The sequence below is a fragment of the Nesterenkonia populi genome, assembly GCF_007994735.1.
Taxonomy (GTDB): domain Bacteria; phylum Actinomycetota; class Actinomycetes; order Actinomycetales; family Micrococcaceae; genus Nesterenkonia; species Nesterenkonia populi.
The window spans coordinates 1,381,023-1,403,705 of sequence record NZ_VOIL01000001.1 but is presented as its reverse complement, the minus strand read 5'-3'; the positions used below and the strand labels follow the sequence as shown (position 1 = coordinate 1,403,705).

General features: G+C 66.9%; 18 protein-coding genes and 1 pseudogene. 7 read left to right on the top strand and 12 right to left on the bottom strand.

Annotation, left to right across the window (positions count from 1 at the left end):
* The first annotated feature begins 4 nt into the window (after positions 1 to 4).
* From FWJ47_RS06495 to FWJ47_RS12385, 3 genes and pseudogenes are all read left to right on the top strand, one after another.
* Complete coding sequence (locus FWJ47_RS06495; RefSeq protein WP_246126189.1) at positions 5 to 1,624, top strand: dolichyl-phosphate-mannose--protein mannosyltransferase; 1,620 nt, start codon at positions 5 to 7, stop codon at positions 1,622 to 1,624.
* On the top strand, positions 1,615 to 2,271 hold the full coding sequence (locus tag FWJ47_RS06490) for a 5-formyltetrahydrofolate cyclo-ligase (RefSeq protein ID WP_170228510.1): 657 nt from the start codon (positions 1,615 to 1,617) through the stop codon (positions 2,269 to 2,271). Before FWJ47_RS06495 ends, FWJ47_RS06490 begins: the two co-directional genes overlap by 10 nt.
* 53 nt (positions 2,272 to 2,324) lie before the next feature.
* Positions 2,325 to 2,465, top strand: a pseudogene (locus FWJ47_RS12385) (FmdB family zinc ribbon protein); the annotation flags it as partial.
* 14 nt (positions 2,466 to 2,479) lie between these two features.
* On the opposite strand, the gene FWJ47_RS12380 reads toward FWJ47_RS12385, so the two are convergent.
* From FWJ47_RS12380 to FWJ47_RS06455, 7 genes are all read right to left on the bottom strand, one after another.
* Complete coding sequence (locus FWJ47_RS12380; protein ID WP_342779668.1) at positions 2,480 to 2,632, bottom strand: hypothetical protein; 153 nt, start codon at positions 2,630 to 2,632, stop codon at positions 2,480 to 2,482.
* Positions 2,633 to 2,635: 3 nt separating this feature from the next.
* Positions 2,636 to 3,544, bottom strand: a complete 909-nt coding sequence (gene cpaB, locus FWJ47_RS06480; RefSeq protein ID WP_147105760.1) for a Flp pilus assembly protein CpaB — start codon at positions 3,542 to 3,544, stop codon at positions 2,636 to 2,638.
* 102 nt (positions 3,545 to 3,646) lie between these two features.
* A complete protein-coding gene (locus tag FWJ47_RS06475; RefSeq protein WP_147105757.1) occupies positions 3,647 to 3,853 on the bottom strand; it encodes a hypothetical protein in 207 nt (68 codons plus the stop codon).
* Entirely contained in the window at positions 3,850 to 7,845 is a 3,996-nt protein-coding gene (locus FWJ47_RS06470) for a DUF4011 domain-containing protein (RefSeq protein WP_147105754.1), read from the bottom strand. The genes FWJ47_RS06475 and FWJ47_RS06470 overlap by 4 nt, the downstream gene beginning before the upstream one ends.
* Positions 7,846 to 7,891: 46 nt before the next feature.
* On the bottom strand, positions 7,892 to 9,484 hold the full coding sequence (gene guaA, locus FWJ47_RS06465) for a glutamine-hydrolyzing GMP synthase (RefSeq protein ID WP_147109051.1): 1,593 nt from the start codon (positions 9,482 to 9,484) through the stop codon (positions 7,892 to 7,894).
* 147 nt (positions 9,485 to 9,631) lie between these two features.
* Entirely contained in the window at positions 9,632 to 10,174 is a 543-nt protein-coding gene (locus tag FWJ47_RS06460; RefSeq protein ID WP_147105751.1) for a DUF3817 domain-containing protein, read from the bottom strand.
* Entirely contained in the window at positions 10,164 to 11,084 is a 921-nt protein-coding gene (locus FWJ47_RS06455) for an SURF1 family protein (RefSeq protein ID WP_147105748.1), read from the bottom strand. Before FWJ47_RS06455 ends, FWJ47_RS06460 begins: the two co-directional genes overlap by 11 nt.
* A gap of 116 nt (positions 11,085 to 11,200) precedes the next feature.
* Here FWJ47_RS06455 and FWJ47_RS06450 point away from each other — a divergent pair, with 116 nt between their 5' ends.
* Positions 11,201 to 11,857 carry a VOC family protein gene (locus tag FWJ47_RS06450; protein ID WP_147105745.1) on the top strand — a complete coding sequence of 219 codons (657 nt, stop codon included), beginning with the start codon at positions 11,201 to 11,203 and terminating at the stop codon, positions 11,855 to 11,857.
* A gap of 3 nt (positions 11,858 to 11,860) precedes the next feature.
* Positions 11,861 to 12,646, top strand: a complete 786-nt coding sequence (locus tag FWJ47_RS06445; protein WP_147105742.1) for an alpha/beta fold hydrolase — start codon at positions 11,861 to 11,863, stop codon at positions 12,644 to 12,646.
* 63 nt (positions 12,647 to 12,709) lie between these two features.
* On the opposite strand, the gene FWJ47_RS06440 is transcribed toward FWJ47_RS06445, so the two are convergent.
* Positions 12,710 to 13,861, bottom strand: coding sequence for a glycerol dehydrogenase (locus tag FWJ47_RS06440; RefSeq protein ID WP_425465996.1), 1,152 nt, complete (start codon positions 13,859 to 13,861; stop codon positions 12,710 to 12,712).
* Positions 13,862 to 14,018: 157 nt separating this feature from the next.
* Positions 14,019 to 14,840 carry a non-homologous end joining protein Ku gene (gene ku, locus FWJ47_RS06435; RefSeq protein WP_147105738.1) on the bottom strand — a complete coding sequence of 274 codons (822 nt, stop codon included), beginning with the start codon at positions 14,838 to 14,840 and terminating at the stop codon, positions 14,019 to 14,021.
* A 173-nt stretch (positions 14,841 to 15,013) separates the two neighbouring features.
* On the opposite strand from ku, the gene FWJ47_RS06430 reads away from it, so the two are divergent.
* Positions 15,014 to 15,547, top strand: coding sequence for a TspO/MBR family protein (locus tag FWJ47_RS06430; RefSeq protein WP_246126188.1), 534 nt, complete (start codon positions 15,014 to 15,016; stop codon positions 15,545 to 15,547).
* A 12-nt stretch (positions 15,548 to 15,559) separates the two neighbouring features.
* Here FWJ47_RS06430 and FWJ47_RS06425 read toward each other — a convergent pair whose 3' ends face one another.
* Entirely contained in the window at positions 15,560 to 16,624 is a 1,065-nt protein-coding gene (locus FWJ47_RS06425; protein ID WP_147105733.1) for a PPK2 family polyphosphate kinase, read from the bottom strand.
* 105 nt (positions 16,625 to 16,729) lie between these two features.
* On the opposite strand from FWJ47_RS06425, the gene FWJ47_RS06420 reads away from it, so the two are divergent.
* Positions 16,730 to 19,132, top strand: a complete 2,403-nt coding sequence (locus tag FWJ47_RS06420) for an ATP-dependent DNA ligase (protein ID WP_147105731.1) — start codon at positions 16,730 to 16,732, stop codon at positions 19,130 to 19,132.
* 51 nt (positions 19,133 to 19,183) lie between these two features.
* Here the strand turns inward: FWJ47_RS06420 and FWJ47_RS06415 are convergent, their stop codons facing one another.
* Both FWJ47_RS06415 and FWJ47_RS06410 read right to left on the bottom strand, forming a co-directional pair.
* Positions 19,184 to 21,448 carry a hypothetical protein gene (locus FWJ47_RS06415; RefSeq protein ID WP_147105728.1) on the bottom strand — a complete coding sequence of 755 codons (2,265 nt, stop codon included), beginning with the start codon at positions 21,446 to 21,448 and terminating at the stop codon, positions 19,184 to 19,186.
* 651 nt (positions 21,449 to 22,099) lie between these two features.
* A complete protein-coding gene (locus FWJ47_RS06410) occupies positions 22,100 to 22,618 on the bottom strand; it encodes a hypothetical protein (protein ID WP_147105725.1) in 519 nt (172 codons plus the stop codon).
* Between the last annotated feature and the right edge of the window lie 65 nt (positions 22,619 to 22,683).

Sequence of the window (22,683 nt, the reverse complement as noted above, 5' to 3'; positions counted from 1 at the left end):
GACAGTGACAGCCCTGACCCGGTCCCAGCAGCCCCCGGCCGGGGGCACCGCGGCCCGGCGCCGCGCCCTGTGGCAGGAGCGGCTCAACGCGGCCCCCTTCTCCCCCGGGGTGCTCGGCTGGGCGGTGCCGGTGATCCTGGCGGTGTTCGCGGGGGCGCTGCGGCTGTGGAACCTCGGCAACCCGCGGTCGCTCATCTTTGATGAGACCTACTACGCCAAGGACGCGTATGCGCTGATGATCGCCGGGCATGAGCTGGTGTGGCCCGAGGATCACGACGAGCAGTTCGCCGGCGGGAACCCGCAGCCCACGGAGGAGGGCTCGTATGTGGTGCACCCGCCGCTGGGCAAGTGGCTGATCGCCGTCGGCCTGCGCATCTTCGGCACGGATTCGGCCTACGGGTGGCGCTTCTCCTCGGCGATCGCGGGGGCGCTGGCGGTGCTGCTGATCGCGCTGATCGCTCAGCGGATGTTCCGCTCAGTGTTCCTGGGCGGGTTCGCGGGCCTGCTCAGCGCCGTGGAGGGCCATCATCTGGTCATGTCCCGGGTCGCGCTGCTGGACATCTTCCTGCTCCTCTTTGTGCTGGCGGCGTTCGGCGCGCTGCTGGCGGACCGGTACAGCGCGCGACGTCGGCTGGCCGTCTGGGCGGCCGAGTCGGAGGGCCTCCCGGACGCCGACTGGGAGAGGGGACCGCACCTGCTCCTGAGGCCGTGGCGCCTCGCGGCCGGGGTGCTGCTGGGCTGCGCGGTGGCGGTGAAGCTCTCCGCGCTGGCCTTCATCCCGGTGTTCGGGCTGATGGTGGTGCTCTGGGACGTCGAAGCCCGTCGGACCCTGGGGGTGCGGCGCTGGCTGCGCAGCGGGCTGCTGCGGGACGGCCTGCCCGCTGCGATCACCGTGCTGCCGATCGTCGCGGTGACTTATCTGGCGAGCTGGTCGGGCTGGCTGGTGACCAGCGGAGGCTGGGGCCGGGGCTGGCACGAGGAGAACCCGCCCGAGGGTCTTGCGGTGCTGGTGCCGGGCCCGATCCGCTCCCTGTGGAACTATCACACCTCTGCGACTGAATTTCACACGGGGCTGGAGAGCGGGCATGAGTACGCTTCCACCCCGTGGACCTGGCTGTTCATGGGGCGGCCGGTCTCCATGCACTACCAGGGCCTGGACGAAGGCGCAGTCTACGAGCACACCGGGGAGACCTGCGTGGCCGGCCGCTGCTCCTCGGCGGTGGTGGATCTCGCCAACCCGCTGATCTGGTGGACCGGGCTGGTCGCTGTGGTGATCGTGCTGCTGCTGTGGCTGGGCCGCCGCGACTGGCGGTACGGCGCCGTCCTGTCCGGCTATGCGGCCGGGTACGCGGTCTGGCTGCTGTTCCCGGACCGTACGATGTTCTTCTTCTATACGATCAGCTTCCACCCCTTCCTCATCCTCGCGGTGACGGTGCTGGCGGGCCTGGTGCTGGGCATGGGCGACACTTCCCGGGACTCGGTGCGGCAGCGGAACACTGTGCTGGTGACCTGCTTCGCCCTGCTGTGCGTGGCGGTGTCCGTGTTCTTCTGGCCGGTTTGGACCGCCGAGCTCATCCCCTACGACCAGTGGCAGTGGCGGATGTGGATCGACTCGTGGATCTGAACCGCACCTCCGAGGCCAAGGCTGAGGTACGACGCAGGCTGCGCGCCTCACGCGCCGCGCTCACCCAGGAGCAGCTTGCAGAGCGTGGACGGATGATCGCCCAGGCGCTGGAGCCGCAGATCCCGGCGGGGTCCGCGGTGGCCGGGTACCTGCCGATGCGCGGGGAGCCGGATGTGCTGAGGTTCCTGAAGCTGCACACCGGCCGCCGCGGCGGCACGGCGTTCCTGCCGGTCACCCCCACAGACGGCAGCCGGGAGCTGCTCTGGGTGCGCTGGAGTCCGGAGTCGGGGCTTCGGAAGCACCCCGTCCTCCCCCTGCAGGAGCCGGACGCTGAGCCGGGCGCTGAGCTGAGCCTCGCCCAGGTCCTGGAGGCCTCCGGGGAGCATCTGAGCCTGTTGGTGCCGGCGCTGGCCTTGGATGAGGCCGGCGCCCGGATGGGCCAGGGAGGCGGCTTCTACGACACCTCGCTCAGCGCACTGCCTGCCCTGCGTCGTCACGGCACGGGCCTGAACTGCCGGATCATCGGCGTCGCGCACTCCGCGGAGCTCCTTCCCGCCGGAGCCTTCCCGGTGGAGGCCCATGACCTGCGCGTGGATGCCGCTGTCACCGAGAACGGGTTCGTCCAGCTCCGGAGGGCATATAATTAGCACTCAAACAGTCCGAGTGCTAACACGTTCCACAGAGCTGACCTGGAGTTCAGATGCCCACTTACGCCTACGCCTGCAAGGACTGCAGCCACGCCTTCGACATCTACCAGTCCTTCGACGACGCGCCTCTGAGAGTCTGCCCCGAATGTGAGGGCACCCTGAGGAAGAAGTTCGGCAACGTCGGGGTGACGTTCAAGGGCGCCGGCTTCTATCGGAACGACGCCCGCGGCAGCTCGTCCGGCTCAGGCAGCAGCTCATCCGAGTCCTCCTCCTCGGACAGCGGCTCGGGCTCCAGCAGCTCGGGCTCGGAGAGCTCCTCGTCCGGCAGCTCGAGCTCGTCGAGCACCGCCTCATCCTCCACCTCCTAGTCATTGCCCTCGACGCCGGTCTGTGCCGGCCCGCTGGTGAGGCTGAGGTGCAGCCGTCCCTGGCTGCCGGCCTCGGCCAGCCGCTCGGCAGTCTCTGCATCCACGGCGAGGATGGCCACGTCCTGCCCGTCCGCCGTGCCGCCGACCCAGTTCTCCTCCGCACCCTGAGGCATCCACAGCACCGGTGCGCTCTCCGCGACCCGGGCGGTTCCGGACTCGCTCTCAGCCGCATCCGTGGAGGCCAGCACGTCCACCCGCTGCCCCACTGACAGCAGCCCGAGCATCGCGGTGTCCGCCGGGCGGACCGGCACTGCCACCGTGCCCGGCTCGTGTCCCTTGAGCAGGCCGGGGCCGACCAGTTGGGCCGGGTGCACCACCGCGCCGGCAGGCAGGGGCGCGGCCAGGATCTGCCCCACGAAGTCCTCAGCACTGTGCGCGTAGTCCTCCGGCAGGGAGCCGGCATCCACCTCCGCCTCCTCCAGCTGCGAGGCGCTGAGCGCCTGTCCAGCGGGGACCTCCGCAGTGACCCGCACCGCCGTCCTGCTCGGAAAATCGGCGCTCTCCTGCCCCAGCAGCACCGCGGCGAGCGCGGCTGCGCCCATCAGCAGCGCCAGGGGGATGCGGAACCTGCGCACAGCGCGCCCCAGGCCTGCGCCCTGCATGCGGCGCCGCACCCGGGGCGGACGACGCGCGGCGAAGGGACGGGAGGCAGGCCGCTGCTTCGCCGCACGAGGTCTCTCACTCTCTGCTGCAGCCGGGGCAGGCAGGGGCCGTGGGGCTGAGCGGCGAGCTGCTGAGGCACGGGGCCTCTCCGGCACAAAAGGGACGGAGCCGGCAGAGGATCGCTGCCGGCGTCGGGCAGAGGGGTGCTGACGGGCCGGGTGCTGCCAAGCAGGAGCAGTCATGCCTGCTACCTTCGTCCAGCCTCCGGGTCCCAGCGGACGCCGTCTCAGCGGCTGTGAACCTGTCAGCACGCCGACGTCCGGTGAGACGCCCCTGTGGAAGACTCAGCCCCAGTGGGGCGGGCGGTCGCGGGTGAGCTCCTCAGCACGGGCATCCCGGTCAGCAGGCGGCAGGGGCTTCTCCTCAGCCAGCGGGTTCCAGGGCTTGGACTCGATCTCCTCCGGCTGCCCGGAAGTGCCCGGAACAGTCACACGCCGAGGACCATGGCGCCGGCGTCGTCTCTGAGCCTCAGAGGGGCCCTCTTCGCTCATCCGGCGAACTTCCCGCGCTCCCGGGGTGTCGGCCACTGCTTCTGCGGGATTCGGCTGGAGGCGTCTGAGGCGTCTGCCGCTCCCCCGAACTTCAGCGGGCCGGTGCCGGAGTCCCGCAGCCGGGGCAGGCGGGCGCGCCCGCCCTGGGCAAACTCCGGACCCGCGGAGAGCCCCACCTTCTCCGCGACCAGCTCGGTGATCCGGCGCGGGTCGGAGAAGACCTCGATGGTCCACAGCACCATGCAGTCCCAGCCCAGGGCCCGGAAACGCTCCGGCCGCAGACGCGAACGCTCACGCACGGACAGCGCGGCGTACTCATCCGTGCCGTCGGAGACCATCGCCACCGGGGTGACCTGCGCGTTCGGGCTGATCTTCCGGGGGCAGGCGGCCAGGTCCAGAGTGCCGCGGAAGCCGTCCTCCACCCGGCCGCCGCGGGCGCGGATGCGGTCCACGAGGTCCAGGACGAGCGGATCGGCGAGCTCAGCGGAGCCCGACGGGTTGCCTCCGCTCTGCCCGTCGATGTCCAGCAGGTCGGGAAGCAGGGCCGCGCCCTCCGTCAGCTCCGCCGCGCGCAGCTCATCAGCGGTCAGGGAGGAGACCACGGTCAGCTTGCCGCGGGCTCGGGTGACCGCCTGGGCGAAGTACTCACGGCCGCGGGGCCCGGAGAGCTCGCCCAGATCCTCAGCCGGCTCCCCCTTCGGGGTGCGGCCGTAGCCGAGCGAGAGAATGACATCGTCGCGGACCGCACCATGGGCACGCTCCACCGGGGCGACGACGAACCTCTCCCCGGTGCCCTCCCCCGCAGCTCCGGAGCCGGAGCCGCCCGGCACACCCGCAGCACCGTGCTCGAAGAAGGGGGCTGCCCAGGCATGGTTGGCCAGGTGCAGGCTGATCGCGTCCGCCACCCGCTTGGCGTGCCACTCGGAGCCGGTGACCACGAGCAGGGACCGGTTGCGGCTGCGGCGGACGTGCTCGAAGACGAGATCCACCACACGGTTCACCTCGGCGGTGGGCGACTCCACCGTCTCCCGGCCCCCGGAGGAGGCCGCGCTGACCTGCTCCACGGCAACCCGCCGGTTCAGGCCGGTGAGCTGGGAGGCGTCCGGCAGGCGCACCAGCTCACCGTCGTAGAGGTGCTCGGAGAGCAGCTCGGTGAGCTCCTGGTCCGCCCCGCGGTGGACCTGCCGCAGCTTCTGCACGGGCAGCACCCTGGCCAGCTCGGTGCAGATGGAGCCGGGCACCTGGGACTCGGCGGCCCGGGCGATCGGGTCCGCGGAGACCGCCAGAGGCTTGGGTGCCCCGGAGGCGGGGTCGCCGAAGGCCACCACCTGATCTGCCCGGGAGATCGCCCCCAGCGCTGCGGGCACGGCGAGGGTCTCAGCATCCAGCAGAATGACGGCGTCGAAGCTCCGCCTGCTGCCGGAGGCGGCCGGGAGGTGCTCTGCGAGGCCCAGGGGCGAGGTGGTCCAGATCGGCACCAGCGGCTGCGTCAGCGCGGCGGGAACCTGCTGCAGCGCCTGGGCGGTGGGCGCGGCGTTCTTCAGCAGCCCGCGCAGATTCCCTGCTGCCTCCGGATGCTCCTCCAGGGCAGCTTTCCACGTGGTGGCGAGGTGGTGTGTGAGCCGCTGCGCGCCGGTGGCGATGTGGGCGGCGTCGGCCTCTGCGTAGTGGGCCTCGATGCTCCGGAGGTTCTCCCCGGAGGTCATGGCCAGGTACTCGTCGCCGGAGATCATCGCCTCGAGGGCGGACTGCCACCAGGCCAGCTCCAGCTCGTCGGCGACCTGGCTGGGCTCGACCCCGCGCTCGGCGAAGTCGTCGATGAGCTCGCCGAAGCCCTGCTCGCGCAGCTGCTCGGTGAGCAGGGTCCGCTCCGGCAGGGTGTGCAGGGACCGCTCGTCCTCAGCGAGGGCCTCCACCGTGGAGAGCAGGGTCCGCTCCTGCCCCGCACCGGTCTGCGGCTGAGGCCGGGCGCTGCCCTCTGCCCTGCTCGCAGCAGGCAGGTCGAAGAGGGTCTGGTCCTCCTCGCCGCCGGGGGCGAGCCGGGCAACCAGCTTCTCCAGGCGGACCTGGACCTCGCCGAGCACATTGACCAGGGTGTCCAGCTTGGGCGGAACCTTGGGCAGAGAGTCGGCCTCGGCGTGCTTCAGCCATTCCTCCCGCTCCGCCTGGACGTCCGCCAGCGAGCCGTGGAGGTCGTTGATGGAGACCCCGGGGCGAATGTACTCCTTGGCGACCCGACGCAGGCGGGAGCGGTTCATCGAACTCATCTCCACACCGTGCTGGCGGCGCCACCAGCCGGGGGCGGTGGCGGCAATGAGGTCATGGACATCGCGGGCGTAGACATCGTGGCTGAACTTGCCCAGGGACTCCTGGACCTTCTGGAACAGCAGCACCTGGGCATGCCATTCGGCGAAGGAGCCGCCCGGCGCCACACCGGCGCTGCGGCAGGCCGTCTCGATCTGGGACTGCAGCTCCGGCAGCTCCTCGCGCAGCTGCTTGACGAGGTCGTGGGCGTCCTTGGTCTCCTGCCGGTTGCTCAGCCGGGCGTCGAACCAGGGGCTCCTGCGGGTCTCCTCGGCGAAGGCGCCCAGCTCAGCGGCCCGCTTAAGCTTCACCGCCGCCTGGGAGCGCTCCACAGTATTGTCCAGCACGGATCGGCGCAGCCGGACCGCCGTGGCCGGCGCCGGGTTCAGGCTGGTCAGGGCGGCGAGAGCCTGCATCGCCTGGTAGGGGGAGCAGTTCCATCGGTCGCGGACCTTGTGCAGGCTGGCGACGTGGTCGCGCAGCTGGTGCCGGGTGCTGATGAGCTTCTTGTGCACGGCGGCCAGGCGCGGCGGCTCCGCACGCTCAGCACGCTTGATCGCGCGGATGATCTGATCCCGCAGGGCCGCGGGGTCCGCGGCGGCAGGCACGTGCACTGCGAGGGTGCCGAGCTTGGCGGCGGAGAGCCGGCGGCTGAACTCGCTGAGGGTGTCGGTGCGCTCAGCGACCACCAGCACTCGTCTGCCTGCCCAGGCGAGGCCCGCGGCGGCGTTGACGGCGGTCTGGGTCTGTCCGGTGCCCGGCGGCGCGGAGACCACGGTGGAGGCCCCGGAGAGGATCGCATCGAGGGCGGACTGCTGGTCAGCGTCAGCATCGGCGACCAGCCGCTCGGAGCCGGGGCTGCGCTCATCCGTCGCGGGCAGCTCAGCCTGTGCGTCGGCGGCGGCCTGCTGAGGCAGGTCATTCCCCCCGGCCATCGCGGTGAGCACCGGGTGGTCGAGGTTCAGCGTGTGGGGATTCCCCAGGTCAGCGAGGTCCGCGAACGTAGAGACATAGAGCTGGTTCCACACCTGCAGGGACTCGAGGTCGGCCGGCGGAACGCTCTGGCTGCCGGCGTCGTCGTCAGCCTTCTTCGCCGCGCTGACGAGCTTCTGCAGCAGCGCGGAGGTTCGCTGGTAGTCGAACCGGGCGGTGACGTAGCCCGCGGCGTGGAACTCGGCAGGGTCCAGCTGCAGTCCGTGCACAGCCTCCATGTGGCGGGCCAGGGCGGGGTTGAGCCGGGCGGGTGCGGTGAACTGCAGGTCGTAGTCGCCGTTGTCGCTGCGGGTGCCCAACGAGATCGGCACCAGCATCACCGGCGCGGTGAACTGGGAGGCGCCGGCGTCGCCGGTCTCCGTCCAGGAGGCGATCCCGCAGGCGAGATAGCCGGTCTCGATGCCGCGGTCCTCCCGCATCTCACGGATCTTCGCCCGGATGTTGGCGGCGGCCTTGGCCGCAGGGGCAAAGACGGCGGAGTCGTTCAGGAGGGTGGAGAGCCGGGTGCGTCGCCCGCCGAGCAGCTGCATCAGCCCCGACGAGTTGGCATCGGTCAGGTCAACGGCATTGTGCTGCGAGGGGGTGAACCGCAGCATCGTGTCATTCTCGGTGCCGGTGCCGAAGGACTCGATCCAGCTCAGCACCTCAGTGCCGGCATCGGCACCCTCAGTGACGACGTCGTCGACTTCGCTCAACGGATATTCCTCCCGAACACGGACGCGCTTTGCCGGAAGGCTACCCTCACTCCCATTCGATGGTCCCGGGGGGCTTCGAGGTCACGTCGAGGGTTACTCGGTTGACCTCCTCCACCTCATTGGTGATGCGGTTGGAGATGCGGGCCAGCAGGTCATACGGCAGGCGGGACCAGTCAGCGGTCATCGCGTCCTCGGAGCTGACCGGGCGCAGCACGATCGGGTGGCCGTAGGTGCGGCCGTCGCCCTGCACGCCCACGGAGCGGACGTCGGCGAGCAGCACCACCGGCATCTGCCAGACCTCCTGGTCCAGGCCTGATGCGGTCAGCTCCTCGCGGGCGATCAGGTCCGCGGCGCGCAGGAGGTCCAGGCGCTCCTCGGTGACCTCGCCGATGATGCGGATGCCCAGGCCGGGGCCGGGGAACGGCTGGCGCTGGACGATCTCGGCCGGCAGCCCCAGCTCAGCCCCCACCGCGCGGACCTCGTCCTTGAACAGGGCCCGCAGCGGCTCCACGAGCTTGAACTGCAGGTCCTCGGGCAGCCCGCCCACGTTGTGGTGGGACTTGATGTTAGCGGCACCCTCGCCGCCGCCGGACTCGACGACGTCGGGGTAGAGGGTTCCCTGCACGAGGAACTCAACCTTGGAGCCTTCTGCCTGGGCCTCCTCGAGGATGTTCCGCTCGGCCTCCTCGAAGGCACGGATGAACTCGCGGCCGATGATCTTGCGCTTCTCCTCCGGGTCGGAGACTCCGGCCAGGGCGGAGAGGAAGCGCTTCTTCTCGTCAGCGACGTGCAGCTTGGCGCCGGTGGCGGCGACGAAGTCCCGCTCCACCTGCTCGGCCTCTCCGGCACGGAGCAGGCCATGGTCGACGAACACGCAGGTGAGCTGCTCCCCCACCGCCTTCTGGACGAGGGCTGCGGCCACCGCGGAGTCGACCCCGCCGGAGAGGCCGCAGATGACCTGAGCGTCGCCGACCTGCTCACGGATTGCGGCGACCTGCTCCTCAACAATGCTGCCGGCCGTCCACTCGGGCCTCAGCTCGGCGCCCTCGTAGAGGAAGTTCTCGATGACCCGCTGCCCCTGCGGGGAGTGCTTGACCTCGGGGTGCCACTGCACCCCGTAGAGCTTCCTCCCGTCGTCGGCGAAGGCTGCCACCGGTGCGGCCTCCGAGGAGGCCAGGACCTCGAAGCTCTCCGGGGCCGCGGTCACGGCGTCGCCATGGGACATCCAGGTGGTCTGCAGCTCATCGGTGCCGGAGAGCAGCCCGTGGGGGACGGTGGTGGCACGGACTTCGGTCTTTCCGTACTCACGCTCACCGGTGCGGGCCACCTCGCCGCCGAGGGCGTGCGCCATGGCCTGGAAGCCGTAGCAGATGCCCATCACTGGGATGCCGGCGTCGAACAGGTCCTTGTCCACCCCGGGGGCGCCCTCGGCATACACGGAGGCGGGGCCGCCGGAGAGGATCACCGCCGAGGGCCTCTTGGCGATGATCTCTGCCGCGGAGAGCGTGTGCGGGACCACTTCGGAGTAGACGCGAGCCTCCCGGACCCGGCGGGCGATCAGCTGGGCGTACTGGGCGCCGTAGTCGACCACCAGGACGGTCTGAGCGTCCTGGTCTGGCCGCTCCGCGGCTGGGCTCAAGGCGGCATCCTGTGCGCGCTTCCGCGCCGGGGTCTCAGAACTCACCGGACTATCCTATCGCCCGCGCAGGACGGGCACCTCACCTCGCGCAGAGGGTGACCCCCGCGTCTTCAGGCGCCGGCAGAGGACCGGTCGGCCAGGCCGCAGTCAGTAGCGCGACGCCGCGTCGGGGTTCTCCTCGAGGTCCTTCTGCACCAGGGCCGCGACCTTGCGCTCCACAAAGAAGCTGAAGAACGGGACCAGGCCCCCGGAGACGATGAGCACCATCCGGGCCGCGCCCCAGCGCAGCATGTACCAGAGCCGGAACCCGGCCACCAGGTAGACGATGTAGGCCACACCGTGCGCCTGGGCGATCAGGGTCGAGACGGACCTGGCGTCGACCACTGTGTCGGGGCGGTGGAAGCCGATGCTGTTGGCCTCGCCTGCTTGGGTGGTGCCGCCGATGTAGATCTCCCAGCCGGGCCACATGTGCCAGCCGAACAGGGACCCGCTGATGAGGATCTTCGCGACCATGATCAGCAGGAAGATGCCGGTGATGAACGCCATCACCCGGTAGAAGGTGAAGGCGCTGCGAATCTGCTGGTGGGTGCCCAGGTAGCGGCGCCTGCCCTTGCCCGGGCGCGGCGGCGGGGTGCCCAGGTCGATTTCGCCGTGGGCGCGGATTTCAGGATCGTGCTGCTTATCGGTCATCGCTGTCCTTCGCGTTGAGTGTGCCGGAGGCCTGCAGTTCGGCGAGCTGCTCAGCGCGCCACTGCTCCTCCCATTCGCGGTCGAGGCGCTCCTCCTCGAGCCGGCGGAGGTGCGCGTCCTTGACCAGCCTCCACCACATGAAGAAGGCGAACCCGGCGAAGAGGGTCCACTCCACCGCGTAGAAGAGGTTGAGCCAGTTGATGCTGGAGGCCTCCGGCTGGGTATCCACCCACACCTGCTCCAGCTCCAGAGCGTCGTGCTCGAGCGGGGCGCCGCCGGCCTCCATGTCGAAGGCGACGACGAATCCTGAGTAGGAGTCCTCGTCCCACAGATTGATCAGCTCGGCGGTGGAGAGGGTGGGCAGTCCGCGGGGCGGCATGTCCTCACGCGAGTCGGGGCTGGGGGCCTCGGGCGGCAGCAGCCGGCCCTGGACGCTGAAGTCAGCGACGCCGTGCACCTCAGGGGCAGCGGCGTGCCATTCCTCCTCCTGGTACCGGGCAGGGCCGTCGAGGGAGGCACCTGTCTCCACGGCCCAGTCGGGGCTGTCGGTCCAGCCGAGCACCACGGGGATGACTTCCCCGTCGGGGGCGCCGTCGACCCGCATCGCGGCCACCGCCCAGTAGCCTTCCCTGCCGTCGTGCAGGCGCGAGTCGATGAGGGTCTGGGTGCCTGCGACGATTTCGCCGTCAATGTCGACGATCCGGTCGGCCTCGTAGATGGTCATGTTCCGCTGGGGCTCGTACACCTCGGTCAGCTCGACGGGGGTGTTGAGCTCCTCCGTGCTGACGATCTCGTCCTCGCTGCGGGATTCCCCGAACTGCCAGGCGGACATCACCACGAACACGGTGGCCATCACCAGTGCGAGGACCAGCATCCCGATCCATTTGGGCTGCAGGGCGGTTTGGAGCACCCGACAATTCTACGCAGGCCGGACCGCTGAGTTCTACGCGGCGTAGAAGAAGCTGGTGGGCAGACGCCGCGCCTGCCCGATTTCGGGTATCCACCCCCCGGTGCCAAGATGGGGATATGCGCCTGGATCATGTCTCTTACGCTGTCGGCCCCGACGGAATGGACGCCACGCTGGCGGCCATCACGGATGCTTTGGGCGTGGAGCGCGTCAAGGGCGGCATCCACCCCCGGTTCGGCACCACCAACGCGATCATCCCCCTGGAGAACCGCCAGTACTTCGAGATAGTGCAGGTGCTGGACCACCCCAGCGCGGACAAGGCGCCCTTCGGGCAGGCGGTCCGCAACCGCTCCCAGGTGGGCGGCGGCTGGATGGGCTGGTGCGTGGCCGTTGAGGACCTGGAGCCCTTCGAGGAGCGGCTGGGCCGCAAGGCGGTGCCTGGCAACCGCAAGTTCCCTGACGGCCAGGAGCTGACCTGGGAGCAGATCGGCATCAAGGGCCTGATCGCTGACCCGCAGGTCCCCTACCTGCTGCGCTGGGATGACGGCACCGATCACCTGCATCCCTCCCGAGCCTATGAGAAGGACGACCTCTCCCCCGAGGCTCGGCTGGTCCGGCTGTCCATCGCCGGGTCTCCGGACCGGGTGGCGGACTGGCTGGGCTCTCCGGAGGCGGACCCGTTCGATGACGTGGAGGTGGAGTGGGTCGCGCCCTCCGGCACCCCCGGGATCATGAGCGTGACCTTCCAGACCCCCAAGGGCGAGATCACCCTGTAGAGCATGACGTTCTCCCTGAACGCCCAGACGGTGGGCGACGACGGCGACGTGGTGGTCTTCCTGCCTGGCCTGTTCGGTCAGGGCAAGAACTTCTCCACCATCGCGAAGGGCCTGCAGCCTGAGTTCCGCTCAGTGCTGGTGGACCTGCCGAACCACGGCGGCTCCGACTGGACCGAGGAGTTCGACTACGTCGAGCAGGCGGACCTCATTGCCGAGCACCTTCGTGCCGGCGCGGCTGCTGAGGGGCCGGTGAGCCTGGTGGGGCATTCCATGGGCGGCAAGACCGCGATGGTCCTGACCCTGCGGCACCCGGACCTGGTGTCACGGCTGGCTGTGGTGGACATCTCTCCGGTGCGGCGTCCGGCGATGGGCGAGTTCGAGCATCTGCTGGATGCGCTGCTGGGCTTGGATCTGGCACAGACCAGCTCCCGCAAGGAGGCGGATGAGGCGCTGAAGGAGCCGATCCCGGAGGACATGGTCCGCGGTTTCCTGCTGCAGAGCCTGGCGAGCACGAGCGAGGGCCTGGCGTGGAAGCCGAACCTGGAGCTGCTGCGCCGCTCTCTGCCGGTGATCGCAGACTTCCCGGAAGTGAACGCCGAATACGACGGCCCGGTGCTGTGGATTGCTGGCGCGAAGTCCGACTACGTGAAAAGCGACGAGCACAGCGAGATCATGCGCAGCCTGTTCCCGCGCACTCGCCTGTTCACCATCAAGAACGCCGGCCACTGGGTCCACGCCGAGCAGCCCCAGATCTTCACCGGGGTGCTGAAGGGCTTCCTCAGCAGCTGAGCCTCGGCCTGCGGCATGTGCCCTGAGGAACCGTGTGCCCTTAGGACGGGGAAGGCGCTCCGCTCAGTGCGGGGCTCTGTACAGCTCAGGCTCTGGCAGCCCATGCTCCTTCCGCACCCGCCGAGAGATGGTCTCCACCGCGATCATCGCGTCGGCCACCAGGTCGGCGGTGACGCTGAAGGGCATGTTGTGGATGGTCTCGCCCTCGGCAGTGGCGGCCTCCGCGATGGCTTCGATCTCAGCTGTGTCCTCGGCGGTCAGGCCGATCTCGGCGAGCGAGTTCGGCAGCCCCACCTTGGTGGTGAAGACGATGAAGTCCTCGATCTCCTGAGAGGGTGCGCCCTCCATGACCAGCTGGGCAGTGGTGCCGAGGTTGACCTTCTCCCCGTGGGTCAGCCCGTGCGTCTGAGGAGCAGCAGTCATCCCGTTGTGAATGGCGTGGGCGGCACCCAGCCCGCCGGATTCGAATCCGAGCCCGGAGAGCAGGGTATTGGCCTCCACCACCGCTTCGAGCGCAGGCGTGACCCTCTTGGAGCGGACGGAGTCGAGTGCTTCCAGCGCGTTCTCCCAGAGGAGCTTCCACGACAGTTCTGCCAGGGCTGTTCCGGTGTGGGTCGGTGCATCGCCCACCATCGTGCTGGTGCGGGTCTTCGCCACGGCACGCGCCTCCACCCACGTGGCCAACGCGTCTCCGATGCCGCCCACGAGGAAACGCTCCGGCGCCTCGGCGACCAGAGCAGTGTCGACGAGGACCAGGTCAGGGTTCTTGGGGAAGAAGCGGTACTCGACGAATTCGCCCTCCTCCGTGTAGATCACGGAGAGGGCCGAAGTGGGAGCGTCCGAGGAGGCTGCCGTGGGCACACTGGCCCAGCTGATTCCGGCGAGGTGCCCTGCCGCTTTCACAGCGTCGATGGTGGAGCCTCCGCCGACTCCGGCGATGATGTCGTGCTCTCCGGCACGGATCTTCTCCACCAGGGCGTCGACGGCCTCTGCCGTCGCAAAGCTGCCGAAGCCTACGCGGGTCACGGGAAGGCCGGCCTCCTCGAAGCCGCCCCTGAGGGTGTCCTCCACGATGTCCCAGACGACATCGTCTGCCACCAGCAGCGGTGCGGAGCCGAGAGCCTCCAGGTGAGCGCCCAGCTTCTGGAGGACATTCTTGCCCTGCACGTAGCGGGATGGTGCTGCCAGCACATGTTCGACGACTGCGTTCATCATTGCTCCACTCTGCTCTGGGCTCTTGCCTCGTATCGTGTTCCGCCCCCAGTCTATGGAGCCATGCGGAGGCGAATCCAGACCCTGCTGCGCAGCGGCCGCGGAACAGCGCAGCTCCCGCTCAACGAGCCAGTCCGCTCCAGGGCCGGGGCTTCCTCCCCTACGCCCGCTTCTTAGCAGGCTTCCTGCCGTCGTCGCGGGTCCTGCGGCGTTCGTCGACTGACTTCTTCAGGGCCTCCATGAGGTCGATGACGCTGCCTTCGTCGTCGTCCTCATCGGTCTCGCCGAAGGTGGCCTCAGTGTCGATCTCCTCACCGGACTCCAGCTTCTCCTCGATGAGCGTCTGCAGCTGCTCCTGGTACTCGTCGGTGAACCGCTCAGGCTCAAAGTCCTCGGAGTAGGACTCCACGAGCGACTCCGCCATCTCCTTCTCCTTCTTGGAGACCCGCGAGTCGGGGATGTCGAACTCCGGCTCGCGCAGCTCATCGGCCCAGCGCAGCCCCTGCAGGACGATGACGTCGTCACGGATCCGCAGCACGCCCAGCCTCGTCTTCGAACGCAGCGTGAAGGTCACCACGGCCACCCGCTCGGCATCGCTCAGGGTGCGGCGCAGCAGCGCATAGGCCTTCGCGGACTTTCCGGCCGGCTCCAGGTAGTAGGACTTGTCCAGCACCATCGAGTCGATCTGGTCCTCAGGCACGAACTGTTCGACAGCGATCTCTTTGGACTCATCCGCCGGCAGGTCAGACATCTCATCCTTGGTGATGACCGCTGACTTCTCGCCGTCATCGTAGGCCCGGTCGATGTTCTTGTAGTCCACGACTTCGTCGCAGACCTCACAGCGGCGCTGATAACGGATGCGGCCGCCGTCAGCATCATGCACCTGGTGAAGAGAGACATCGTGGCTCTTGGTGGCCGAGTACAGCTTGACGGGCACCGACACCAGTCCGAATGAGACCTCTCCTGACCAGATTGCACGCATCAGTACGGCTCCTCCGCAGTTATCAGCTGAAACTCATCGAACAGTCCCATTGACACCTTGACGTTCGGTGACTGGTGCGTGGGCATCAGCTGGCAGCGACTGCGCCCTCGCCAGGGCGCTGACCGGGACGTATGGTGAGCAGACAAGGTCCCCCAGCTTCTCAGGAGCCGCAATTGCCTCAGACCGCCGAGGGCGACGGTCCACACGCTCGTGATTCCACGCCTGTTCAGGCCGCCGGGCTGGTGGTGATGCTCGCCATCCCGCTCATCGTCAGCTTCTTTGCGGGACAGGCCACGGATCCTCACACCGACGGCTGGTACGAACAGGCTGACCAGCCTCCGTGGAATCCCCCGGATTGGCTGTTCGGCCCTGTCTGGACGGTCCTGTACGTCTCAATGGGCGTGGCCGCCTGGCTCATTTGGCGCAGAAGGCACCAGCACCTGGTCCGAGCCGCGCTCATTGTCTACTTCGTCCAGCTGGCGATCAACGGTGCCTGGGCGCCGCTGTTCTTCGCGGCGTACCCCAGCTGGGGCAGCTCAGCCCTCTGGGCCGCCTTCGCCGTCATCGTTGCCCTCATCATCGCGGTTGTGCTGACGATCCGAGCCTTTTGGCCGATCAGCAGGATCGCGGCAGCGCTCCTGGTCCCGTATCTCGCGTGGATCCTCTACGCGTCCACTCTCAACGGGTACATCGCTCTGGCGAACTGAGGGGATGCCTCGTCACGACGCCGCACGTCTGGTCTCCACGAGCCGGCTGCGCTCGTGCTCAACGTCGTAGTCAGCGGCGGGCCACCGCAGATTGAGGTCAGCCAGGGCGGCGATGAGCAGCTCCTGGACGGCCAGGCGCGAATACCACTTACGGTCTGCGCCCGTGATGTGCCACGGAGCATGATCGGCATCAGTGGCTTCGATCAGGCGGGCGTATGCCTCCTGGTAGTCGGGGAACTGGGCGCGGGCGTCCGCGTCGGAGGGGTCATACTTCCAATGCTTGTGCTCCCGGTCCAGGCGGGAGACCAGCCGCTCAAGCTGCTCGTCCGGGGAGATGTGCAGCATCACTTTGACGATGACGAACCCGCGGCGGACCAGTTCACGCTCGAAGAGCTGCAGCGCCTCCGTGCGCCGGCCCAGCTCCTTCTGGCTCGCGGAGCCGGTGATCGTGGGGACCAGCACATCCTCATAGTGCGAGCGGTCGAAGACGCCGACGTGCCCCGGCTCGGGCAGCTGAGCGATGATCCGCTGCAGATAGTGCTGGCGCTTCTGCTCCGGGGTCGGCCTGCCGAAGGCGGCAACGTCGACGCCGAGCGGGTCCATCGCACTCACCACAGACTTCACCATGCCGCCCTTGCCGGATGAGTCCATCCCCTGCAGCACCAGCAGCACACGCGGGCCCCGCTCCAGTGCGGCGAGGGCCTCCTCCACCTCCGGGGTGAAGAGCTTCTCGCGGCGTTTGGCCTCTTTGGGGCTGCGGCGCTTCACCCGGGCGGCGATCGCCTTCTCCACCGCCCGGCGCTCCTCCTCCGGGGCGGCGGCCACGTGCGCCCACATCAGCTCCTGCAGATCAGCGAGCAGGTCGGCGCGCTCGGCGAGCGTCCTGCGTCCCGCCGACTTGCCGCCGTCGAACCCGATCCGTTTCCGGGCGGGCACGCCGGCAAGGTGCAGGGTCTCCCCGAACTGGGCTGGCCGCCACAGGCTGCGCGGGTCGCCGGCGAAGGGCTGGCCCTTTGCGGCCTGGGGGCCAGGAACCCCGGTGAGCTCGACGTCGAGTGCGGAGCTGGTGCCTGTCATCTGGACCTCATTCCTTGCTGACTCTCAGTACACGCTCAGGTGAGAGTCCCACGCTGGGCTAGATGATTCGTCCCTGAACTCTGAAAGGTACCTGGGAGGCACCCGATGGCGTCGAGGCAGCAGAGCGTCAGGGTTGACGGGCGCCGTCTGCGGGTCACCAGCCTGGACAAGGTCCTCTACCCGGAGTCCGGGACCACCAAGGCCGAGGTGCTGGAGTACTACCAGGCGGCTGCCCCGGCGATGCTGCCCCTGCTGGCCGGACGGCCCGTGACCCGGAAGCGCTGGCCGGACGGCACCGGCTCCGGGGACTTCTTCCGGAAGAACCTCGAGGACTCCGCCCCGGGCTGGGTCCCCGTCGCAGAGGTGCAGCACTCCGATCACGTGAACACCTACCCGTTGGCGGACTCCGCCGCCGTCCTGGCGTGGTTCGGGCAGGTCGCCGCGTTGGAGCTGCACGTCCCCCAATGGAGGGTCGATCCCGGTGCGGGACGGCCCCAGCCGCCCGGATCGGTGAACCCGGACAGGCTGGTGCTGGACCTGGACCCCGGCCCGGGGACCGCTCTGGCCGACTGCGCGCAGGCTGCCCGGTGGTGCCGAGAGCTGCTCGACTCGATGGGGCTGCCCTCCGTCCCTGTCACCTCAGGGTCGAAGGGAATTCACCTCTACGCCGCGCTGGACGGCAGCTACACCTCCGAACAGGTCTCCGAGGTGGCCAAGGAGCTGGCCAAAGCCCTGGAGAAGGACCACCCGGACGACATCGTCTCTGACATGTCCAAGGACAGGCGAAGGGGCAAGGTGCTCATCGACTGGTCGCAGAACAGCGCGAACAAGACCACGGTGGCGCCCTACTCACTGCGCGGACGGAACCGCCCCTGGGTGGCCGTCCCGCGGACCTGGGACGAGCTGGAGGATGCGGACTCGCTGGAGCATCTGGACTTCCGGCAGGTGATGGAGCGGCTGGCGGAGGGGACTGACCCGTTGGCGGGATTCGGCGGCTCCCCCGACGGCCCGGCTGAGGACGCGCTGAGCACGTACCGGGCGAAGCGCGACGCTGGCAGAACCCTGGAGCCTGTCCCTGAGACGAGCCCCTCCCTGCGCGCCGGGGATCCGCTCTTTGTGATCCAGGAGCATCACGCTCGCCGTCTGCACTTCGACACCAGGGTGGAGCACAACGGCGTGCTGGTCTCCTGGGCGGTCCCCAAGGCCCCGCCGCTGAAGCAGGGCGCCCAGAGGCTGGCCGTGCGCACCGAGGATCACCCGGTCGAGTACGCCGAGTTCGAAGGGACCATCCCCAAGGGCGAGTACGGCGCGGGAGAGGTCACCATCTGGGATCACGGCACCGCACAGATCGAGAAGTGGGAGCCGGAGAAGGTCGTCGTCGTGCTCCACGGCCGGCCCGGCGGCGGGCTTGACGGGATTCCGCGCCGGTACGCGCTGGTGAAGACGGGGAAGGGCACGGAGAAGGATCAGTGGCTCATTCGTCTCACCAAGAACCAGCCGAAGGCGCAGAGCAGGCCCGACGACGCCGGGACGGCACCCGGCACGGCCAAGGCACCCGGCACGGCCGCCGCCCTCCCGCACCCGCTCCCCTCCCCCATGCTCGCCACGCTCGGCAAGCCTTCTGATATCCGGGGGGATGGTTGGGCGTTCGAGGCCAAGTGGGACGGCTACCGGGCGATCGCGGCGGCGGACGATTCCGGGACGGTTCATCTGCGCAGCCGCAGCGGCCGGGACCTGACCGACACGTTCCCGGAGCTGACGGAGCTCGCGGAGGCGGTGCCGGCAGGGACGGTGCTGGACGGTGAGGTGGTGGCGCTGAACAGTCAGCACCGCCCGGACTTCGGGCGGCTGCAGCAGCGTGGCAGACTCACCAAGCCCCGGGAGATCGAACGCGCCGCGAAGCGGATCCCCGTGCACTTCATGGCGTTCGACCTGCTGCATACCGCTGAGCACGGCGACCTCACCGGCGAGCCGTACGCCCGGCGTCGCGAGCTGCTGGCCGAGGTGCTCAGCCCGACCAAGCGCATCCAACGGCCGGATGATCTGGGCCAGGAGCTGGAGCATGCGATGGAGGTCTCGCAGAAGCTGCAGCTTGAGGGGGTGATGGCCAAGCGCACGAGTGACGCCTACCACCCGGGCCGACGCTCGGAGGGGTGGGTGAAGCTGAAGCAGGCCCAGCATGCTGACGTTGTTGTCGTCGGCTACCGCAGGGGCAACGGCGGCCGCGCGAAGACGTTCAGCTCCCTGCTTCTCGCAGCGGAGAACGACGGCGGGGAGCTCACCTATGCCGGACGGGTCGGCACCGGGTTCTCCGACAGCCAGCTGAAGGCTCTGCGGAAGAAGCTGGACCGGCTCAGCCGCAAGAGCCCGCCGGTGGACGACGTTCCCGCGGAGGACGCCTCGGACGCGGTCTGGGCCACCCCGAAGCTGAAGGCCGAGGTCGCCCATTCAGGCGTCACCCGGGACAGCCGCCTCCGCCACGCCACCTGGCGCCGCGAACTCAAATGATTCTCTCGCGGTTCGACTCAACGGACGCTGTGAGCTTGACGGGCCGCTGACCTACAAGGTCACCGCATCGAGCTGTTCCAGGGCCAACTTAGAAGCTCTGCGCACTGTGTCGCTATTGGCTGTCTCACACAGCTCCACGAGTGTCGACCTGAGCGTGCTCTTATTCCGGCGGTTCTCCTGCGCCAGCCGTTGCACAGCGTGGATTGCGCGTAGAGGGATAGTCACCCCGTCTGCATTAAGCAGATCTTCCGCCCTTGTCACAACCACTGAGGTCAACGGACTCTCAAACTGCAGTGAGTAAACTAGGGAGTACGCCGCTTCTGCCGAGACCCTCGGATTTTGGTCTCTGGACGCCTGCAGTAAGAGACTGTGTCCCCAGGTAGAGTCCCTCTCTTCCGAAAGCAAGAACGGCACAGTTTTACAAGCTTCCACCCGGTCAGCGGTTCTTCCTGCCGCCAAGGACATCACGACCTCGAGTCCCTTTTCGTATGACAGCGCTTCCGCAACTGCCCCAAAGCGTATCGCCGGAGCGAAGACCGAAGTGTCAGAAAGCGACCATCCCATGTCTCGCCTATCCGAGTTAAGAATCGCGTCAAAGTTCTCTCGAAGAACCACTAGCGGCTCTTGCGGCACTAATTGGATATCAGCTGCCAACCGCTCAAGTGCGTCCACCTTCCGGGTTGCATGCACGTTCTGGTTTGCCAGAACCTTAGCAATGGGAAGCCAAAGGCTTGAGGAGGAGTCCGACAAGGCAAGAGCTACTGCTACATGTAACGGATTACTTCCACCGATGGCTACACCGCTACGTGGCTTTAACTCGCTTTGAAGTTCCTGATGCAAGTATTCGACGACTTCGGGGAGAAGGCGCTCATAATCCTCACCAGTGATCTGGCCATTAGCCATCATCACAGCCTTACCAAAGGCAGTGCGCGGAGTGCTTATTTCAGGCTCGCCGCTGACCAATACACCAAAGGATTCCACTAATCTCTCGCGATCTTCATCCTCCCGGTGTTCCTCAGTCCACTGAATAATCCGGGATTCAAGGAAGCGAGGAAGGTCGTTGAGATTACAAGTCTCAACCACCCGCGCCACCGCTCGGACGAGGGGAGGCATAAGCGAAGTTCGTTCTACGAAAGTAACAATGCGCTCCAGAATCTCTAGATCAAGTCCGGTTCCATTCGCCAGCTTCTGGATGGCTGCCAAGAGGCGCTCTTGGTAACGGAAACTTACACGTTCTGGCTGATGTGAGCTAAGGACACCCAAAGCGAGTTCCAGCGTTGGTCGACGATCCTGGCCATGGAGGAATTCCGCTGCCTCCGCGATCACCACCAATTGTGACTCAGTTAACTGCCCACGCCACTTTGCTCGCGTAACGATCGATTGTGCTTGCTCCACTAAAACTTCTGAAGGGCCTTGATCTCGCAACCAGCGAACCGCCGAACGGAGAGGTTTAACAGCGTCCCCCTCCATGAGGAGTCTAAGTGCTTCTGCGACCCTCTCTGAGGAAGCGCGTTCCTGCAGGAAAAGAACTCGGCCGAGATCAGCGCGCACTGCACGTGCTGTAGACCAGTGACCTCGCAGTTCAGCCAGCAACAGTGCTTCGTAGCCATAGTTCGAGGGTGTGGCACGTCCCATATAGCGTGTACCAGACAGCGGTTCAACTTCACTTTCGAAAGCATCCCTTAGAGATGCTTCGAGCTGTTTTTCGTTTAGCAGGAGTTGCCGGTGCTCGATCCACGTCGCTTGTCCCCGGACGAGACGCACGAGGTCCTTGTCACGTCCCGCGTTCACTGAAGCTCGCGTTGAAAGCGAAACCCGACGCAACGTCCGCACAATTTCACGCTGAATTCGGCGCGCTCCCCACCGCATCCCTTCAGAGACTGGAAAACTCTCAAAGCCGCTCTTTTCTGGCGGTAGCATGTCCAGCGATTCATTGCATGCGTCGTACGCCTCCTCATACTTACCCAGGTCCGCTAGTTGCATAGCTATTTGCTGTTGAAGTGCCGCACGCACGAGCTGTTCACTGGCCGTGAGCTCACTCTCCTGAACTGCGCCGTCGATCAATCCCTCCAGAACCTGGATCCCCTTATCGGGGCGACCGATCTCCGCACTGGCTCGAGCTAGGTATAGGCCCGCAGCCCCTCGCGCACCAAAGCTTGCGGCAGCTTCATGGGTCAGCTGCTCAAGGATGTTGACCGACTCGTAGATGCGATTCCCAAAGAGAGAACCCTCAGCGCTCTCCAGCAGGCCATTTTCCCATGGTTCGAGGGCGGGCTCGCCCTCCCCCTCAAAGAACTTATTGCTATAAGGGCGCATCTCAGTGACAAGCGCAAGATACGACGCGGCGGTCACATTCTGGGCCCGAAAGTTCGGGTGCGGAGATACCGCCCAGGGTGCGAGACAAGCCACTACCCATTCAATGCCACTACGTGAATGCCTCGTCACAGCTCTCCCTCGTCAAAGTACATTACAGCGCCTGATCCCACCCATCGCGTACGATCTCGCACTCCACCACGTCCCTCCGTTTCGATCATTTCAAAACGAGATAACAGCCGTTCCAGTTGCACTCGCACTTCCTGATACAAGTCAGCCGAGTTAATAAGCACTCTGCCTATCGGGGCCGCGACGCGTGACCGCACTTGCCGTTGCAACTCCCTCTGGACGTCCACCCCGGAGACTTCAACAGCGCCTGGTAGTTGCTCGCATGCAAATAGAAACAGCCTCTGAACTTGGCCAGATTTGCTCGCCAAGTAACTATCGATCCAACCTTCACTACTGAGGGGATCATGCTCTCCACTGTCGTACACGAGAATCGCCACATCCACAGGCTCGTGATGCGTACGCACGAAAACCAGGCTGTTAGGGAACTCCGAAGCTATATGACCCAGCGCAAACTGCGCTTCATCTTCCCATCTCCCCTGGTCCAGCGTCCCCAACGAGAGCAAGTCCACCCGCAAGACCATCGCGTTACCGAGACTCGACTCGTATTAGTTCGATAGCGGAGCGCTCTATATAGATCTCCTCAACTGCAACCCCTTCTTCACAGGCATTTTCTCCTACGCTCATCCGCAGATGAAAACCTTCTCCCTCTAGCTCACTCGTATCAATACTCGCCGTGAAGGTGGCTCCTAAGTTTGGACAACTCGGAATGCCCTGCCCCTCGTTACGAACGACTGTCACATCTACCTGCTCCGACCACCCACTAAAGACCGCTAGCCCCAAAGACACCGCTAGAGAGGCCATCCCGAGCACAAGGGCACGGAGGCCCCAATCCGTCAGCTGCTGGATACGGGTCTTAACAGCGTCGGTTAGCCGTTCGCGGTACGTAGGTGGATCGACTTCTTTAGAAACAGAAACTCGCCAAAAGTTCCATTTTTCGAAACGAGTATTTGACTCTTTTGCCCCGGAAGTGATAGACGCAAATGAAGAAAAGGCGCTGGTTAGCAAGAATCCCAATATGGCAATGAAACCAACGACCCTTGCCAAGTCTCCTACTGTTGTAGGTGCCAGAATGAACCCCGTGGCGAGCGTGACTGACGCGCCTCCGGCCA